Here is a 17,399-nt window from a genome sequence, read left to right on the forward strand (position 1 = left end):
CGCCCTCCTCGACGCCGCCCCCACCATCACCCCCTGCGCCCGCCACCACGCCGCCCGCGACGTCCACGCCGACGACTGCCCCGGCACCGACGTCTGCCGAGGCTGCTACCCCGCCGCCGCCCGCTACGGCCGCCTCTGCGGCCCCTGCTACTCCCGGATCCGGTACTGGCTCCGCTACGGCCACGAGCTCACCCTCCACGCGTTCACCCTCCGCACCCCCGGCCTGGGCTCCTCCCTCGCCCAGTCCGACCGCGTCGACTCGTCCCGCACCTGGAAGCTCCCCTTCAACGAGCAGGCCGTCGAAGCGACCGACACCTTCTTCGGGCAGCTCGCCGACGTCGTCAAGAACCACGCCCGCGAGCTGCACGTCGCCCCGCCCGCGTTCCTCTTCGACCGGTGGCGCCGCGACGAGGACGTCCCCGGGTTCCCCCGCGACACCGACATCGGCAAGGCCGACGTCCTCCTCTCCGAGCTCATCCGCTTCGAGCTCGGCCACGGCCCGAAGATCGCCGCCCTCGACACGATCGTCGTCTGGTACGACGAGCTCGCCGAGATGATCAGGATCATCCGCGGCCGCTTCCCCGTCGACCCGCCGCCCGTCCGGCCCCGCACCGTCGCCTGCCCAGTCTGCGACGAGCGCCGCCTCGTCATCACCCGCACGGTCGACGACGTCGAGACCATCCGCTGCGACTACTGCCAGTGGACCCCCGCCACCGACGTCGAGACCGACGACGTCCTCACCGAAGGAGCCCTCGCATGAAGGCCATCCTGCTCGCCCTCGCCGCGATCGCCGCCGCGGCCGCTGCCGTCATCGGCTTCCACATCGCCGCCGGCGACCCCGGTATCACCTACACCGAAGGAGCCGACCGTGGCTGACACCGAACCCCTGACCCCGGACGCCGTGCGCGCCCTCATCGCGGAACTGCGGACGGAGGCGGAGTACTGGAGCGGGAGGTACAGCACGCGTCCGCTCCTGGAGCGCGCCGCCACCGCTTTCGAGGCGTCTCTCCCGCGAGAGGACGCCGACCTCGACGCGATCGAGCGCCACGCGCGCGAACTGGAGTACGTCAGTCAGGAGACGTTCACGGCCCTCGAGGTGCTCGCCCTGCTCGCCCGGGTGCGCACCGCGGAAGCCGCGCGCGAGCACTGGGAGCGCGAGAACAACAGCTTGTGGTCCTGGATCTTGGCACTGGGCGCCCTTGCGAAGAAGGGCGGCTTCCAGGACGGCGGGCTCGGCTGGCAGACGTACATCAGCCGAGCGGTCCACGCGGCGGTAGAGGACCGCGCGTCGCGCACCGTAGAGACGGCGGAGGAGTGGGAGTACGCCGCGGAGGCGAACGGGATTCTCGTTCCGATGGGCGAGGACCAGCGCACCTTCCGCGGGGAGACTCTGCGCCGCCGCCGCCCTGCTGGCCCGTGGGAGCCCGTCCCGCCCACCCCCGAGGAGGGCGACCGTGCCTAGACCCATCAACCCGGAGTGCGTCGTCGGGAAGCACCCCGTGTGCAACGGCGACGCATGGGACTACGGCGCCGACGAGCCCACCGACTGCACCTGCACCTGCCATCAGCCGCCGGCGGCCGCCGCCGCATGACCGAGGAGGTGTACTCGGTCCGCGGAGCAGCACGCCGAGTGCGCCGCTCCCGCTGGACCATCCAGAGGTGGATGCGACACGGCATGCCCCACCGCCGCATCAGCGACCAGCACGTCGAGATCGACGAAGCCGAGCTCACCGCATGGCTGCGCCGGTCAATCATCAACCAGAAATCGAGCCGATTTGCCTCGAAGATTTGACAGGCACGGTGTGAGGCCCGCCAGAGTAATGATCACGACGAAACCCACCACCGCACAGCGGCCCGGTGGGTTTCGTCGTTCCCGGGGTCGCACCCTTCCGGCCCCGGCCCGGTACTGACCCTCCGGGTTCGGGCAGCACGGGTCACCAGGGCGGGCGCCGACCAGCCGTCGAGACACGGCACGGCGCCCGCCCCACCGCCTAACGTTTCGAGCCAGCGACCTTCCGCGCGGCGTCGACGACCGCCTCAGAGAACGTCGACTCCCCCTCGTTGATCCGGCTCAGGTGCTGCCCGACAGCGAGGATCGCCAGCACGTTCGCATGCGCGATCCGCTGATCGACTGTCTCGAGCTCATACTCCTTCGGCAGCGCGTCGAAGGCCATGTCCCAGAGGTCCACCGCCGCGCCTACTTTTCGGTCACAGTCGGCGACCCCGGCTGCGGTCCCCCCGCGGTGAGCCGATACGCGTAGGCGGCGTCACGCAGCATCGTCGAACGAACGACGCCCCCGAACTCGTCGCTGTCATCGGCGAGCTGCTTCACCGCCCTGAAGATCGCCTCTCGTGCTTCTCTCTGGACGTTCTCGCTGTCAGCCATATCGGGCCCCTTTCTTCGCGCCGCCGGCGAATCCGGCGATCAGCGACTTTCTACACGGAGCCTCCGACAACACTCGCCGCCACATCAACCACCAGGAGCAGCATGGCCCGCACCCACGGCCGCCGCGCTACCGAGTTCCGCGCCGAGCACAAGGCCCGATGGAAGGCACAGAACGCGGCCTGCGCCATCTGCGGCCAGCAGCACATCGACTACGACGCGCCCGCCAACACCCCCGACGCGCTCGAGCTCGACCACCGCCTCCCCGTCATCACCCACCCACACCTCGAGTTCGACCCCGGCAACGTCCAACCCACAGCCCACCGCTGCAACCGCGGCAAGGGCGACGGACCCGCCATCGCGAGCATCGGCGAGACCTCCGAACCCTGGTGACCACCCGCGTCGACGACGACGAAGGGTAGGGGGGTCGCGATCGCCAGCAACGACGGCCCAGGTCACTCCACCGGCAGAGATCTCCCCCATCGGGAGTGAGCATCGTGCGCACACCCGTTCGCGTTCGCAGAATCGAGGCGCCCTGATGGCTCAGACGCCCGACCAGCGCCGCGAGGCGGCCCGCGAGCGGATGCGGGAGAAGCGCCGACGAGAGCGGGAGCAGCGCGACGCAGAGCGTGCCGCTGTGGCGAACGGATCGAACGCGGCCGCGGCCCACGTGATGCGCGACTCGGTCGACTCCGCGATCGCCGCCGCGAAGTGGCTGAAGGAGTCGGACGCCGCGTCGATCGCGCAGGCGCGGCTCCTCGCTGAGGACGTCGATGTGTCCCTCGCGGAGGGCGACCGGCCGGCCGCGCGCGCCGCTCACCGTGCTCTGTCCCGCGTGCTGTCCGATCTCGGCGCGACCCCGTCCGTGCGGTTGCTGCGCGAGCTGCGCTCCCTGCGTTTCGTCCCCGAATCGACTGGAGGCAGCGATGGCGGCAGCCAGCCAGACGCGGCCGAAGGCCCGAGCAACGTCTCGAAGTTCCAGCGGCCCGAGAAGCGGGCGCGGTAGACGGTACGGCTGCGCGATCCCCCGCCTGTACACGCCGCCTCTGCGGCCGCTGACCGCGGACACGTCCCTCGGCTTCGAGGTCATCGAGTTCGCGGACTGGATCCGTGACCGCCTCGAGGAGCTCGACGCGCACCGCGATCCGAGCGACGACACCGACTATCTCGGTCTGTTCCCGCGGCTGCTCGAGTGGCAGCGGTGGCTCCTGATCCACGCCCTCGAGATTCTCCCCGGCCCGGGCGCCGTGTTCCGGTTCCGGACGGTGCTGCTGCTGGTCGCCCGGCAGAACGGGAAGTCGACGCTGCTGACGTCGCTGATCCTGTGGCGCATGTTCCAGGACGGCGCCCGCATGATCCTCGGGACGAGCGTGTCCCTCGACCACTCCGAGAAGGCGTGGAGCGAAGCCGTCGCGGTAGCCGAGGCCGTCCCCGAGCTCGCGAACGAGATCCAGGATCTCAAGGCGGGGAAGGGCTCGCAGCTGCTCCTCCTCGACGGCGGCGAGCGGTACAAGATCGCCGCCGCGAACCGTCGCGGCGGGCGCGGGTTCTCCGGCGACCTCATCATCTTCGACGAGCTCCGCGAGCACCAGGACTGGAAGGCGTGGTCGGCGACGTCGAAGACGTCCATGGCCCGCAAGCGCGCCCAGGTGTGGGGCGTCTCGAACGCCGGCGATGCCGCGTCGGTGGTGCTGCGACACCTGCGCGACGTCGCTATCGGCGCGATCACCGGCGCAGTCCTCGACTCCCTGCCCGACGATATCGCCGAGGACGTCGACGTCGACTCCATCGGTCTCTTCGAGTGGTCAGCGGGCGACGTCGACGGCGTGCAGCGCGGCATCTGGGACCGCGACGGCTGGGCCGAGGCGAACCCGTCGATGGGGCACACCGAGCTCACCGAGCGCACCATCGCCGCGGCCGCGCTGACGGACCCCGAGTGGGAGTTCCGCACGGAGGTCCTCTGCCAGTTCGTGAACTCGGCCGGAGCCGGACCGTTCCCGAACGGTGCCTGGCAGCGCGCGCTCGAGCAGCGCGTGACCCGCGACCAGACCCGCGCCGCGGCCTACTGCGTCGACGTGTCGCACGACCGGACCTGGGCGTCGATCGCGATCGCGTTCTGGGATGACCAGGGGCGGCGCCGCGTCGAGCTCGCCGCGCGCCGCGCGGGCACCGAGTGGGTCATCCCGTGGCTGCTTCACGCAGACCGGCAGGTCGCCCCCGACCTCGTGACGCTGCAGACTCGCGGCGCGCCCGTGTCCTCGCTCGTCGCGGACTTCGAGCGGGCCGGCATCACGCTCGAGCCCTGGCAGGACGCCGAGCTGTCGCGCGCGTGCGGCCAGTTCTACGACGCGCTGCGTCACACCCTCGACGACGGCGACGACGTCGTCACGCTCACGCACGGCGCGCAGGCGCCGCTCGACATCGCCGCCGCAACCGCCCAGATCAAGGCTCTCGGCGACGGCTGGGCGATCGACCGCAAGAGATCTCCGGAGGACGCCGCGCCGCTCATGGCCGCGATCGGCGCGCTCTGGCTGCTGATGACCAACCCGGCGCCCGTCCGGTCCGCCTACGAGGACTTCGACGTCCTCGTGCTCTGAACCCGAAGGAGGCGACGTGGGACTCCTCGACATTCTCCGCGGCACGCGATCCGACTACCGCGCCGGCGTGCCCGTCGAGTACATCTCGACGACGACCAGCAGCGTGCTCGGCCTGTCGACGGAGGAGCTCTGGGAGACGCAGCCCGCGCTCCGCTCCGTCGTCTCCTTCCGAGCCCGGAACATCGCGCAGCTCGGAATCCACACCTTCCAGCGCCTTGACGACGACGACCGCCGCCGCACCCGCGAGGACCCCGTCGCGCAGCTGCTCAAGCGGCCGAACGCCTCGATGACGAGCTACGAGCTCATCTACGACCTCGTCTCCACCATCGACCTCTACGACACCGCCTACTGGCTGCTGGCCGAGAGCGACACCGCGTCCGGGTGGGAGATCCGCCCGATCCCCGCGGCGTGGGTGGTCGGCAACGAGGGCGGCGACTTCTGGGCGCCCGAGAAGTGGATCGTCGCGCCTCCCGGCAAGGAGGCCTTCAGGATCGACGCCGAGAACGTCCTCCCGTTCGTCGGCTGGAACCCGATCGCGAAGAAGCAAGGGAAGTCGCCCATCGAGGCGCTCAAGTCCACCCTCGCCGAGCAGATCCAGGCGTCCGAGTACCGCCAGCAGGTGTGGGCCCGCGGTGGCCGCGTCGGCACCGTCATCGAACGACCCGCCGGAGAGTGGGGCGAAGCGGCCCGCAAGCGGTTCACCGAGTCCTTCAAGAACGCCTTCTCCGGACGAGGCAGCAAGGCCGGCGGCACGCTGCTCCTCGAGGACGGCATGAAGATGAGCCGCGTCGGCTTTTCCGCCCACGAGGAGGAGTACATCGACGCGGCCAAGCTCGCGATCTCCACCGTCGCGTCGGTCTACCACGTCAACCCGACCATGATCGGGCAGCTCGACAACGCCAACTTCTCGAACGTGCGCGAGTTCCGGCGCATGCTCTACAGCGAAACCCTCGGCCCCCTCATGGCCCAGATCGAGGACCGGCTCAACGCCTTCCTCGTCCCCCGCGTGGCGGCGGCCACCGGTATCTACGTCGAGTTCAACATCGCCGAGAAGCTGCAGGGCTCGTTCGAGGAGCAGGCCGCCGTGCTCTCCGCCTCCGTCGGCCGCCCGTGGATGACCGCCGACGAGGCGCGCTCGCGCAACAACATGCCCGCCCTCGGCGGAGACGCCGCGCAGCTCGTCACCCCGCTCAACGTCCTCGTCGGCGGGCAAGCCTCACCCCGCGACTCGGCACCCAAGTCGGGCCGGAAGGCCCCGCGATCGCGCGTGTCGCTCAAGTCCGACGACCTCGACACCACCAGCTACGTCGAGAAGGCCGCCGAGGTCCTCTCCACGTTCTTCGCTCGGCAGCGCCGCGCCGTCCTCTCCGCCCTCGGCGCGAAGGCGGCCGGCGCCTACTGGGACGGCGCCCGCTGGGACCGCGAGCTCTCCGACGACCTCTACGCCCTCGCGATGACCACGGCCACCGAGCTCGGGCAGGAGCAGTCGAAGCGCCTCGGCTTCACCGAAGGCGACTACGACGAGGACCGCACCCGCGCGTTCCTCCGCGCAGTCGCAGACTCGCGCGCCGGCGCGATCAACTCCACCACCAAGGAGCGGCTCGACGACGCCATCGACGACGACGAAGCGGACCCCGCCGACGTCTTCGCCGAGGCCGAGTCCGCGCGCACCGGATCCGCTGCGACCGCGCTCGTCGCCGGTCTCGCCGGGTTCGCACTCGTCGAAGCCGCGCAGCAGACCACCGGCAGCGCAGCCCAGAAGACGTGGGAGACCGGCGACAACCCTCGCCCCGATCACGCCGCGATGGACGGCGAGACGGTCGGCATCGACGAGCAGTTCTCCAACGGCGCCGACTGGCCCGGCGACCCCGTCCTCGGCGCCGACGGCGTCTCCGGCTGCAACTGCGGCGTCTCGATCATCTACTAGGAGGCTCCCCATGGAGACCAAGACCGTCCCCGTCAACGTCAAGGCGGGCCCCGACGATGGCCTCGCCGAGGGCGAGTTCATCGTCTACCCGTCCACGTTCACCAGGACGCCCGACAGCTACGGCGACATTGTCGCGAAGGGCGCGTTCCTGGACACCATCGCCGAGTGGGAGGCGTCCGGCAACGCCCTCCCCGGCCTCTTCGGTCACCGCCTCGACGACCCCGACTTCTACGTCGCCGAGGCGCTCGAGATGAGCGAGGACGACCACGGCTGGCGCGTCCGCGGGAAGTTCGACCTCGACTCCCCGAAGGGCCCGCAGGTGTACCGCCTCGTCAAGGGCCGCCGTCTCTCGCAGCTGTCCTTCGCGTACGACGTCCTCGACGAGGGGACTGTCGAGCTCGAGGACGGCGCCAAGGCCAACGAGCTCCGGAAGCTCAAGGTCTACGAGTTCTCGTTCGTGCCGATCGGCGCGAACCAGGACACCTCAGTCGTCGCCGTGAAGGCGAACGCGGAAGCGCTCGTCGACGCGGCGAAGGCCGGCAGGACCCTGTCGGCGAAGAACGAGGGCGACATCCGCTCGGCAGTCGATCTGCTGAGCAACGTCCTCGCCACCCTCCCCACCGAAGACACGGAGAAGGCCAGCGGTCAAGCACCGGCCAAGTCCGCCGACGACGAGGAGCCCCACGGGGCCAAGTCGCCGGCCGACGAGGAGCCCAGCGTCAACCCGTCCGCCAAGTCGCGCTCCCGCGCGGCGACCGTGGCACTGCGTGAATCCACCATCCTCCTCAGCGAAAGGAGCGCCTGATGGCGACTCTCATGGAACAGCACGCGGCCGCGCAGAAGGCGGCCCGCGACTTCATCACCGGACTCAAGGCCAAGGGTGACGACGTCACCGACGAGGACCTCGCCGAGGCCGACACCCTCGCGAAGACCGCGGCCGACCTCGCCAAGAAGCTCGACGGCAAGCGCGCCCTCGACGACCTCTCCGCCGGCCTCACCGGCGCCGACGAGGCGCCCGCCCAGAAGCAGGCGAAGTCCCTCGGCGAGCACTTCATCAAGACCGTCGGCGACCAGCTCGCGGGGAAGAAGGGAAGCAAGTTCACCCTCTCCGCCCCCGAGTTCAAGGCCGCCGGAGACGTGCAGACCGTCGGCTCCGTGTTCGGCCCCGCCGTCACCGACGTCGACCGCAACATCGTCACCGGCGTCCGCCGCCGCCTGACCGTCGCGGACCTCCTCGGCAGCGAGACCATCTCCGGCTCGGCGATCACCTACTTCGTCGAGGGCGCGCTCGAGGGCGACTTCACCACCGTCGCCGAGAACGGCCAGAAGCCGCAGCTCCACTTCGCCGACCCGACCGCGGTGACCGAGGCGCTCAAGAAGATCGCCGCGTTCATCAAGGAGTCCGACGAGATCATCGAGGACCTCCCCTGGTACAAGAGCGCGGTCGACGGCCGCCTGCTCTACCACCTGGGGCTCTTCGAGGAGAACCAGCTGCTTTCCGGCAGCGGTGCGGGCACCAACATCCGGGGCCTGCTCAACCGCGTCGGCATCCAGACCGAGGCCGCCGCGAACCGCACCGACAACGCGGACGCCCTGTTCCGCGCTATCACGAAGGTCGTCACTGGCTCCGGGTTCGACGCCGACGGCATCGTCATCAACCCGGCCGACTACCAGACGCTGCGTCTCTCCAAGGACGGCAACGGCCAGTACTTCGGCGGAGGGTTCTTCTCCGGCCAGTACGGCAACGGCGGCATTCAGGAGCAGCCGCCGCTCTGGGGCCTGCGCACCGTCGTCACCCCGGCGATCACCGCGGGCACCGCCCTCGTCGGCGCGTACGCCCAGTCGGCGTCCGTCATCCGCAAGGGCGGCGTGCGCGTCGAGTCGACCAACACCGACGAGGACGACTTCACCAACAACCGCGTCACCATCCGCGCGGAGGAGCGCCTCGCGCTCGCCGCCCGGCAGCCGGCCGGATTCGTGAAGGTCACCTTCTCGAGCGCCGCTCCGGCGTGATCCATCTGACGGGGCCGGGCCTCACCGCCCGGCCCCGTCAGCCACCCCCTCCGAAGGGATGCGCCATGGCGCTCAGAGAGTACGACTACCGCGGCAGCACCTACCAGTTCGACGATGAGGACGTGCCCGCGGGCGCCGTGCTCCGCACCGGCACGAAGGCAGCCGCCCAGCCGCGCAACACCGCCGCGCGCAAGCCGCGCGACAAGCAGGCGCCCGCGCCCAAGACCAAGTAGGAGGCGCCGTGGCCGAGGCATTCGCCGACAAGGAGCAGATGGCCGCCCGGTCGCTGGGCGCCATCACCGCCGACACCCACCCCTACCTCGACGCCGCCCTCGACGCCGCGTCCAGACTGATCCGCGACCACTGCGGCTGGCACATCGCGACGGTCGAGGAGCTGCAAGTCCGCCTCGACGGACCCGGCGGAGACCTCCTCGTCCTCCCCACCCTCCGACTCGTCGACCTCGTCAGCATCGTCGAGCGCGGCACCACCGTCGACATCGCGACCCTCGACGTCTCCGGCCTCGGCCTCATCCGCGGCCGCCGCTGGACCGACCGCTTCGGCGGCATCGTCGCCACCTTCACCCACGGCTACGACGAGGTCCCCGCCACCGTCGCCGACCTCACGCTGCAGATCGCGTCCCGCGCCCTCGGCTCGCCTCTCGGCATCGTCCGCGAGCAGACCCTCTCCGCGTCCGTCACCTGGTCTACGACCGCCGCAGGCGTCGCCGGCGGCATCGTCCTCCTCCCTCACGAGCAGGAGCAGCTCGCGACCTACCGGATCGGCTGGACCCCCTGATGCTTTCCACCTTCGCCCGCATGACGATCACCCGGAAGCGCTACCCGCAGATCGACGACCAGGGCACCAGCGTCCGCGACTACGACGCCACACCCGAGACGATCACGATCGCCGGCTGCTGGCTTGAACCGATCACCTCGACCGAGGTCACCGACGACCGCCTCGCGGTCGCGACCGGCTACCAGGTCGCCGCGCCCGCGGGCGTCGACGTGACCGCCGAAGACCGCATCGAGTATGCCGGCGTCGACTACGAAGTCGAAGGCGAACCCAGCCGCGTCCCCTCGCCCACCGGCGCGCTCGCCCACACCCTGTTCGTGCTGCGGAGGTGGACCCATGGCCAATAGGAACGTTTCCCGCCTCGAGTTCAACTCGAAGGGCATGGCGAAGATCCTGCAGTCCCGCGAGGTCGCCGACTGGGTCGACGCTGCCGGACAGCGCGCCGCCGACGAGCTCGGCGAGGGCTTCGAGCCCAAGCGCCTGTACGGCTTCGACCGCGTCTCGACCATCGTCCGGCCCGTGTCTGCCGAAGCGTTCGACGCCGTCCGCGCCGACTCCACGATCTTCGCGGCCGCGCTCGGGGCGGTGCGTCGTGGCTGAGCTGCTCGCTGAGCCCGAGCTCGCCGCCGCTCTCATCGGCTGGTTGCCCGAGGGCCTCGCGGGCAACGGGCTCGCCGCGACCGTCTCCGGGCGTGTTGAGGACGGGCTGCACGTGCGCGTCGTCGACACCGGCGGCACCGACACCCGCGACCAGGTCCTCATCGGCCAGCAGATCACCCTCGAATGCTTCGGCCCGACGCTCACCGCGACCGCGCGTCTCATGCGCGCCACAACGGCCCTCGTCCGGTCCCTCGTCGGCGAGGACCACCTCCCCGGGATCCTCGTCTACCGCGTCGGCTCGCTCGGCGGAGGCGCGAACAGCGCCGACCCCGTCACCAAGCGCAACCGCTACACGCGCACCCTCGTCGTCGACAGCCGCCTCACCGAGCTCTGACGACCCCCTCGCTCCGTCCCCGCCGGGGGCGGCCCTCGTCGCGCGCGCCGCGGCCATCCCACCACGCCTGAAAGGGGCAGCCATGCCTGTCAGCAACAAGAGCGTCTTCGTCGGTGCGCCCGACCAGAAGGCCACCGGTGCCATCCTCACCGGCCCCGAGATCGAGGAGATGTTCGACTCGATTGACGACTTCTCCGACGCGGAGCTCGAGGACTCCGGCTACGTGAACGAGGACGGCGTCACCATCACGCCCTCCGACTCGACAGAGTCGATCAAGGACTGGTCGCAGGCGGAGATCCGCCGCATCCTCACCGAGTTCACCGGCGAGATCTCCTGGACCCACCTCGAGCTGAACGCCCAGTCCGCGCGGAACTACTTCGGCGACGACAACGTCGAAGTGACGGCCGCGACCACCACAAAGGGCACGCAGATGCGCGCTTCGCTCGGGCGCAACGAGCTCCCGATCAAGGCTCGGTACTTCAAGGTCAAGGACGGCGACCGTCGCGTCCTCGTCGTCGCTCCGCGGTCGCAGATCGTCTCCCGCGGTGAGATCCCGCTCACGGCCACCGGCGCGATCACGCTGCCCGTCACCCTCGCCACCTACCCCGATGCGGCCGGCCAGAACATCTACATCTTCACCGACGACGGCGTCGTCTCCGCCGCCGCGTGACCGAACACCGGGCGGGACGACCAGGGACCCGTCCCGCCCGGTGCCACGCAGGTCCCTTCCGCCACCACGAAAGGCCCCTGATGCTCGAAAAGTTCCACCACACCCTGCCCGACGGCTACGAGATCGTCGCGCCCCGCTTCGAGAACATCCCGATGGGGGCGCTCCGCAAGTCGCGGAAGCTCGCCGCCGTCGACCAGACGTTCACCCTCCTCGAGGGGATCCTCACCGAGGAGCAGCTCGAGCACCTCGACAAGCTCGACCGCCACGAGTTCAACGACTTCATGCGCGCCTGGAAGGGCGATTCGGAGATCGAGCTGGGGGAATCTACGGCCTCTTCGACCTCCTGACCGGAGAGCACGCAGAGGCCATCCGCACCGACCTCGTCCTCGCCGGCTTCCACCTCCACGACATCGGCACCGAGCGGCTCAGCTGGTTCGAGCTGCGCCTACTCATCCGCCGGTGGGAGCAGGTCGCGACGACGTCGACGTCGGAATCCGTGCACGGCGCGCGCTGGAACATCGGCGAGCAGCTGCTCGCGATGATCGCGGACACCCTCGCGCAGGGCAACTGGCAGCGCGCCGGCAAGAAGTCCGCCCCGCGACCCAAGCCGATCCCGCGCCCGTGGGAGAAGAAGCGCACCCAGCAGCTCGGCCGCGACGCGATCCCCGTCGCCGAGTTCGATAGCTGGTGGGACGCGCAGGCGAAGACCCCGCCCGCGCCGCCCGGCCGGGCGCGCGACGCCTACGGCCGCTTCACCAGCCGACCGCCGGCACCGCACCGCGCGCACGACGAGAGGTAGGTCGCCATGCCCGAAGGCAACGAGGTCGTCACCGGCTACATGCGCCTCGTCCCGACGCTTGAGGGCATCCAGGACGAGATCGCGAAGCAGTTCGGGGGAGCCGCCGACGCGGCCTCCCGCGAGGGCGACAAGGCCGGCGGCCTCTTCGGCGGAGGCATGGTCAAAGCGCTCGCCGGCGCCGGCATCGTCGCGGGCGTCGTCGGCGCGTTCAAGGGCCTGTACGAGATCGGGTCGACCTTCGACGAGATCACCGACACCATCCGCGTCGGAACGGGCGCGCAGGGCGAGGCGCTCGAGGGGCTCTCCGAGGTCGCGAAGAACATCGGGACCTCGATCCCGACCGACTTCGAGGCGGCCGGTCAGACCGTCGCCGACCTGAACACCCGACTCGGGCTGTCCGGGGACACCCTTGAGACCGTCGGCAAGCAGTACCTCGAGGCGGGCCGGATCCTCGGCCAGGCCGTGGACGTGCAGGCCACGTCAGCCGCGTTCACCGCGTTCGGCGTCGAGGGTGAGGCCGTCGAGGGCGCGATGGACAGCCTCTTCCAGGTGTCGCAGGCGACCGGCGTCGGCATGAACGAGCTCGCGTCCGGTGTGCAGACCGTCGCGCCCGCGCTGCAGAACCTCGGCTTCGGCTTCGACGAGTCCGTGTCGCTGATGGGCACGCTCGACAAGGCCGGCCTCAACTCGACCGCGATCCTCGGGTCGATGTCGAAGGGCATGATCAACCTCGCGAAGGACGGCGAGGAGCCGCAGGCCGCGTTCCAGCGCGTGACCGGCGAGATCCAGTCCTTCGTCGACGCCGGCGACACGGCCTCCGCGCTGAACCTCGCGTCCGAGGTCTTCGGCACGAAGGGCGCCTCACAGTTCGTGGGGGCGCTGCAGGACGGCGTCCTGAACATGGACGACCTGATGTCGGCCACCGGCGCCACCGGCGACACGATCCTCGGCGTCGGTGAAGAGACGATGGACTTCGCCGAGCGCTGGCAGATCACGCTCAACAAGGCGATGGAGGCGTTCGAGCCGATCGCCACCGCGGTCTTCACCGCTCTCGGCGACGGCCTCACCGCCGCGATGCCGCTGCTCAACGACCTCGGCACCTGGGTCGGCGAGAACACCCAGTCCGTCGGCATCATCGCCGGCGTCATCGGCGGCGCCCTCGTCCTCGCGTTCATCGCGTGGACGGCGTCGATCTGGGCGTCGACGATCGCGCTGCTCGCGAACCCGATCACCTGGATCATCATCGGCATCGTCGCGCTCATCGCCGCGGTCGTGCTGCTCGTCCTCAACTGGGACACCGTCGTCGCCACGATCACCGACATCTGGGGCGGCTTCATCGGCTGGATCACCGACGGCCTCAACGCCTTCGGCGCCTGGTGGTCGGAGATGTGGGGCGGCCTCGGGAACTGGATCGTCGAGATCTGGACCGGCTTCACCACCTGGGTCTCCGAGGTCTTCACCAACTTCCTGACCGGCCTGCAGATCATCGGCGCGATCATCTCCGCCTGGTGGAACGGCCTCTGGACCGGCATCGGCGACTTCGTCGGCGGCGTCTGGAACTGGATCGTCGGCGCGGTCACCGGCTACATCAACCTCGTCCTCACCGTCTTCACCACCGTCGGCGAGCTCATCGGCTCCGTCTGGTCGGGCCTGTGGAACGGGATCATCTCGTTCTTCACCGGAGCGTGGGACACGATCGCCGGAATCCTCGGCACCATCGGCGACACCTTCGGGACCGTCTTCACCACCATCGGCGACGTCATCCGGGGCGCGTTCGAGGGCGTCGTGTCCTTCGTCACCGACCTCATCAACAACATCATCCGCCCGATCAACGACCTCATCGACGGCGTCAACGGCATCACCGGCGTCGTCGGCGACGCGATCGGCATCTCCCTCTCGATCCCGAACATCCCGATGCTCGCGAAGGGCGGCTCGATCACCGGCGCCGGCTCGGTCATCGTCGGCGAGCGAGGTCCCGAGCTGCTCACCCTGCCGCGGGGGGCGACGGTCGACCCGGACATCGGGAACGCGAACCGAGGCGGGCCGCAGGTGACGCAGAACATCTACGGCGGCGACGGAACCTCGGCCGGCGAGATCGCGCGCGTCGCGAACGACCAGCTGAACTACGAACTGCGAGGAGCTCGCTGATGCTCGTGACCGTCAACGGGCTCGCCATCCACCACAGCGGCCGCGGCCTCACCAAGGGCTTCTTCCTCGAGCCAGGAGGATTCACCGGCTGGGACGGAGGCGTCGACATCCGATTCACATCCGTCGAGCGGGACGGGCAGCACGGCGAGTACGACCTCCCCTCCTACCTCGGCGCCCGGGTCACGTCCTTCTCCGGCTACGCGGTCTCGTCCACCCCCGGCGAGACCGCGCAGCTGGGCGAGTACCTCACCGGCATCGTCTCCTCGGGCGCGTCCAAGATCGTCTCCGTCGAACGCGACCAAGTCACGCAGTGGGCGCGCGGCAAGCTCGCGACTGCGCTGCCCCGGTTCGACATCGACGGGAGCGACCCGCGACTCGCGCGCTGGCAGATCCAGCTCCGCTACCCCGACCCCCGCAAATACGGCGAGGAGCGCCCCTTCGAGCAGGAGGCCGCGTTCCACTTCGGCAACTTCCCGGCGATCCCTCGCTTCGAGGTCGAGGGTGACGCGCCCAACGGCTACACGATCAACGGCCCGGAGGGTCGCACCATCACCGTGACGCGCCCGTGCGTGGTCGGCGAGGTGCATTCGATCGACCTGCGCGACACGACCCTCCGGGTGAACGGCGAGGTCGTGTACGGCGGCATCTCCCGCCCCGGCCAGTGGACCATCTCGAACGGCGATCAGGTGCAGCACACGCTCTCCGGCGCCGGCGGCGCGACCCTGCGGACCTACCTCACCGACACCTACGTCTAGGGGGCGCCCATGGTCTGGACTCACAGCATCCACGAGGGCCACAACGGGAACCTCCTGCAGGCGAACGTCCGACCGATCGCCTCGTCCGGCGACCGCGTGCTGAACGGCGTCGGCCAGGGCACCCACACCTTCCAGCTGCAGCGCGACGACGGGCTCAACTGGACGGGCCTGCTCGGTCCGCTCTGGAACCGCATCATCGTCGCCGCGTGGGACGGCGTCGCGAAGTACGCCGGGTACATCCACTCCCTGGAACCGTGGGACCGAGCCAAGCAGCAGGCGACCGTCCGCAGCGTCTGCGTGCGCGACTTCCTCTCCAACCGTTTCCTCTACCCCGTGAACCCCCAGGACTATCCCAACGGGACCCGCTCCGTCACGGCCCGAAGCCACGCGGCGACCCTGCGGAAGATCCTCCTCGAGGCGACGCAGGGGCGCGGCGGGGAGTGGAACCTGCCCATCGTGCTGCCCGACGACGGCCCGGGCACGATCGACCGCACCTGGTGGTTCTACGAGCTCTGGACCGCCGAGCGCGCCTTCACCGAGATCCAGAACCTCAACGATGGCCCCGACGTCGACTTCGAGCCCCGCTACCGCGCCGACGGCGGCATCGAATGGGTCGTCCGCACCGGCAGTCCGCGCCTCGAGTCCGGCGACTTCGAGTTCAACCTCGACGCGCCCGAGCAGCCCCTCAGCGGCGTCCGCTATCGGCTCAACGGCCAGGACCTCCGCACCGGCAGCATCGGCCTCGGCAAGGGGTCCGAGGCGAGCATGCGAGTCGGCTTCGCGTACGGCTACTCGGGCTCGGCCGCGATGATCCGCGACCGCGCCGACTCCTACAAGGACATCGACGACCAGGCCGACCTCGACAACCACGCGATCTCCGACCTCGTCACCAACCGTGAACCGATCGAGCAGTGGGCCTACACGATGCGCGCCGAGGCGACCACGCCCGGCGGCCGGAGCCTCGCCCAGCTGCGCCTCGGCGACCGTATCTCCCTGCACGTCCAGGACGACCTGTACATCCCCGACAGCCCTCCAGGCGGCCACCAGCACCAGGTCATCGCCTACCGCTGGGACCTCTCCGGGAACGTCCCCCTGACCGTCCAGCGGAGGTAGCCGTGAAGCTCAACGACATCGACCGCGGCGAGCTCGCACGCCTCTGGGACGCGATCCACGCCCTGCAATCGCAGGCGCCGATCGGCTTCTCCTCCGTCTCCCGGGGCGCGCTCGAGATCACCTCGCCCGAGGGCCTCATCGTCGGCAAGGCTGACGGTGAAGACGCCGGCCAGGGCTCGCAGAAGGTCTACGGCATGCTCGACGTCGTCGGCCGCGTGCACGTCAAGGGCGGCGGCCGCTTCGTCGCATCGCAGTCCGGGGACAAGGCCCAATCGATGCAGCTGTTCTACGAGAACGGCATCGGATACGTCACCAGCTTCGGCGTCCCGCTCGAGATCCGCGCCTGGTCGAACACCATCCGGCTCAACGAGAACGGCCTCGCCATCGAGGGCGGCGGCGCGACGATCACCATGAGCGGCGACGGCGTCCAGATCACCGGCCCCGACGGCGCCGACGGGGCGTGGATCGAGCTCAAGGACGGCGCGATCTTCCTCCGCAATTTGCCGAACAGCTGATGCCCTACAACCCTTGGGCCAGCTACCGGGTCACCGGCACCTGGGCCGACCACGGCTCCTACTCCGCGGGCGGCATCGACTACCCCCTCGGCTACGGCACGCCGCTGCGCGCGCCCGCGGCCGGCACCCTGCGCACCTCCGGCGGCAGCGGCGAGTACGCCGCCGGGTCCGTCGGCTCCGCCGGCCGCCGCTCGATCCTCATCCTCGACCAGCCCCTCAACCGCATCCTCCCCGCCGCCGGCTATCCGCCCGAGGCCGCCGGCCCGATGGTCGCGATCGTCGTGCAGCACCAGTCGAGGTTCGCGGCCGCGCAGCACTACGACGAGGGCGCCGTCATCGGCTGGTCCGGCGCCTCCGCCAACGGCGCGGACTACGGCGGCGACGTCCACCTTCACGTCCACGGCCTCGACGGCGCCGGCCGCCGCGTCGACTTCACCAAGTTCATCACCGCCGGCGGCGCCGACCCCACGGACCCCGGCGACCCCGGCTCCGGCGACCCGGGCGACCCCGGGACCGGCAGCGGCAACCTTACTGTCGGCGCCGACGGCCGCCTCACCCGCGTCGCGTCCGGCGGCGGCAACCTCACCGTCGCACCCGACGGCCGCCTCTTCCGCGCGAGCTCGCCGACCGGCAACCTCACCGTCGCCTCCGACGGCCGCCTCTTCATCGCCAACGACCACTAGGAGCACGCC

24 protein-coding genes are annotated in these 17,399 nt (G+C 70.2%); 22 read left to right on the top strand and 2 right to left on the bottom strand.

The window, feature by feature from the left end; translation table 11 throughout:
* The 3 genes from C5C95_RS17385 to C5C95_RS17390 all read left to right on the top strand — a co-directional run.
* Window positions 1-760 (top strand): hypothetical protein (locus C5C95_RS17385; protein ID WP_181125591.1); only part of this gene is annotated, 760 nt, incomplete at its 5' end.
* A gap of 108 nt (window positions 761-868) precedes the next feature.
* Window positions 869-1,462: a hypothetical protein gene (locus C5C95_RS06130; protein WP_104324038.1), complete on the top strand. Its 594-nt coding sequence runs from the start codon at window positions 869-871 to the stop codon at window positions 1,460-1,462.
* Window positions 1,455-1,592, top strand: coding sequence for a hypothetical protein (locus C5C95_RS17390; protein ID WP_181125593.1), 138 nt, complete (start codon window positions 1,455-1,457; stop codon window positions 1,590-1,592). Before C5C95_RS06130 ends, C5C95_RS17390 begins: the two co-directional genes overlap by 8 nt.
* A gap of 399 nt (window positions 1,593-1,991) precedes the next feature.
* Here C5C95_RS17390 and C5C95_RS06135 read toward each other — a convergent pair whose 3' ends face one another.
* Window positions 1,992-2,189, bottom strand: coding sequence for a hypothetical protein (locus C5C95_RS06135; RefSeq protein WP_104324039.1), 198 nt, complete (start codon window positions 2,187-2,189; stop codon window positions 1,992-1,994).
* An 8-nt stretch (window positions 2,190-2,197) separates the two neighbouring features.
* On the bottom strand, window positions 2,198-2,386 hold the full coding sequence (locus C5C95_RS06140; RefSeq protein WP_104324040.1) for a hypothetical protein: 189 nt from the start codon (window positions 2,384-2,386) through the stop codon (window positions 2,198-2,200).
* A gap of 102 nt (window positions 2,387-2,488) precedes the next feature.
* On the opposite strand from C5C95_RS06140, the gene C5C95_RS06145 reads away from it, so the two are divergent.
* The 19 genes from C5C95_RS06145 to C5C95_RS06230 all read left to right on the top strand — a co-directional run bounded on the left by C5C95_RS06145 (window position 2,489) and on the right by C5C95_RS06230 (window position 17,390).
* Window positions 2,489-2,776, top strand: a complete 288-nt coding sequence (locus tag C5C95_RS06145; protein WP_104324041.1) for an HNH endonuclease — start codon at window positions 2,489-2,491, stop codon at window positions 2,774-2,776.
* A gap of 145 nt (window positions 2,777-2,921) precedes the next feature.
* A complete protein-coding gene (locus C5C95_RS06150; protein WP_104324042.1) occupies window positions 2,922-3,389 on the top strand; it encodes a hypothetical protein in 468 nt (155 codons plus the stop codon).
* Window positions 3,310-4,980: a terminase gene (locus C5C95_RS06155; RefSeq protein ID WP_104324043.1), complete on the top strand. Its 1,671-nt coding sequence runs from the start codon at window positions 3,310-3,312 to the stop codon at window positions 4,978-4,980. The genes C5C95_RS06150 and C5C95_RS06155 overlap by 80 nt, the downstream gene beginning before the upstream one ends.
* Window positions 4,981-4,996: 16 nt before the next feature.
* The gene (locus C5C95_RS06160; protein WP_104324044.1) at window positions 4,997-6,907 is read left to right on the top strand and encodes a phage portal protein; all 1,911 of its coding nucleotides are present in this window, start codon (window positions 4,997-4,999) and stop codon (window positions 6,905-6,907) included.
* Window positions 6,908-6,917: 10 nt separating this feature from the next.
* The gene (locus C5C95_RS06165; RefSeq protein WP_104324045.1) at window positions 6,918-7,712 is read left to right on the top strand and encodes an HK97 family phage prohead protease; all 795 of its coding nucleotides are present in this window, start codon (window positions 6,918-6,920) and stop codon (window positions 7,710-7,712) included.
* Window positions 7,712-8,920, top strand: coding sequence for a phage major capsid protein (locus C5C95_RS06170; RefSeq protein WP_104324046.1), 1,209 nt, complete (start codon window positions 7,712-7,714; stop codon window positions 8,918-8,920). Before C5C95_RS06165 ends, C5C95_RS06170 begins: the two co-directional genes overlap by 1 nt.
* 65 nt (window positions 8,921-8,985) lie before the next feature.
* On the top strand, window positions 8,986-9,153 hold the full coding sequence (locus tag C5C95_RS17395) for a hypothetical protein (protein ID WP_181125595.1): 168 nt from the start codon (window positions 8,986-8,988) through the stop codon (window positions 9,151-9,153).
* An 8-nt stretch (window positions 9,154-9,161) separates the two neighbouring features.
* Entirely contained in the window at window positions 9,162-9,716 is a 555-nt protein-coding gene (locus C5C95_RS06175; protein ID WP_104324047.1) for a hypothetical protein, read from the top strand.
* The gene (locus tag C5C95_RS06180) at window positions 9,716-10,060 is read left to right on the top strand and encodes a hypothetical protein (protein ID WP_104324048.1); all 345 of its coding nucleotides are present in this window, start codon (window positions 9,716-9,718) and stop codon (window positions 10,058-10,060) included. Before C5C95_RS06175 ends, C5C95_RS06180 begins: the two co-directional genes overlap by 1 nt.
* Window positions 10,050-10,313 (top strand): hypothetical protein, encoded by a 264-nt coding sequence (locus C5C95_RS06185; RefSeq protein ID WP_146087060.1) that lies wholly within the window; start codon window positions 10,050-10,052, stop codon window positions 10,311-10,313. Before C5C95_RS06180 ends, C5C95_RS06185 begins: the two co-directional genes overlap by 11 nt.
* Window positions 10,306-10,707, top strand: a complete 402-nt coding sequence (locus tag C5C95_RS06190; RefSeq protein WP_104324050.1) for a hypothetical protein — start codon at window positions 10,306-10,308, stop codon at window positions 10,705-10,707. Before C5C95_RS06185 ends, C5C95_RS06190 begins: the two co-directional genes overlap by 8 nt.
* Before the next feature lie 82 nt (window positions 10,708-10,789).
* Complete coding sequence (locus tag C5C95_RS06195) at window positions 10,790-11,377, top strand: hypothetical protein (protein ID WP_104324051.1); 588 nt, start codon at window positions 10,790-10,792, stop codon at window positions 11,375-11,377.
* Between the two features lie 80 nt (window positions 11,378-11,457).
* Window positions 11,458-11,724 carry a hypothetical protein gene (locus C5C95_RS06200; RefSeq protein WP_104324052.1) on the top strand — a complete coding sequence of 89 codons (267 nt, stop codon included), beginning with the start codon at window positions 11,458-11,460 and terminating at the stop codon, window positions 11,722-11,724.
* A gap of 149 nt (window positions 11,725-11,873) precedes the next feature.
* Window positions 11,874-12,176 (top strand): hypothetical protein, encoded by a 303-nt coding sequence (locus C5C95_RS06205; protein ID WP_104324053.1) that lies wholly within the window; start codon window positions 11,874-11,876, stop codon window positions 12,174-12,176.
* Between the two features lie 6 nt (window positions 12,177-12,182).
* Window positions 12,183-14,324: a phage tail tape measure protein gene (locus C5C95_RS06210; protein WP_104324054.1), complete on the top strand. Its 2,142-nt coding sequence runs from the start codon at window positions 12,183-12,185 to the stop codon at window positions 14,322-14,324.
* The gene (locus C5C95_RS06215) at window positions 14,324-15,079 is read left to right on the top strand and encodes a hypothetical protein (RefSeq protein WP_104324055.1); all 756 of its coding nucleotides are present in this window, start codon (window positions 14,324-14,326) and stop codon (window positions 15,077-15,079) included. Before C5C95_RS06210 ends, C5C95_RS06215 begins: the two co-directional genes overlap by 1 nt.
* 9 nt (window positions 15,080-15,088) lie before the next feature.
* Window positions 15,089-16,192 (top strand): hypothetical protein, encoded by a 1,104-nt coding sequence (locus C5C95_RS06220; protein ID WP_104324056.1) that lies wholly within the window; start codon window positions 15,089-15,091, stop codon window positions 16,190-16,192.
* A gap of 2 nt (window positions 16,193-16,194) precedes the next feature.
* Window positions 16,195-16,707, top strand: a complete 513-nt coding sequence (locus C5C95_RS06225) for a hypothetical protein (protein WP_104324057.1) — start codon at window positions 16,195-16,197, stop codon at window positions 16,705-16,707.
* Entirely contained in the window at window positions 16,707-17,390 is a 684-nt protein-coding gene (locus tag C5C95_RS06230; protein ID WP_104324058.1) for a hypothetical protein, read from the top strand. The genes C5C95_RS06225 and C5C95_RS06230 overlap by 1 nt, the downstream gene beginning before the upstream one ends.
* The last annotated feature ends 9 nt before the right edge of the window (window positions 17,391-17,399 follow it).

This window comes from Rathayibacter sp. AY1B7 (assembly GCF_002932735.1).
Lineage (GTDB): Bacteria > Actinomycetota > Actinomycetes > Actinomycetales > Microbacteriaceae > Rathayibacter.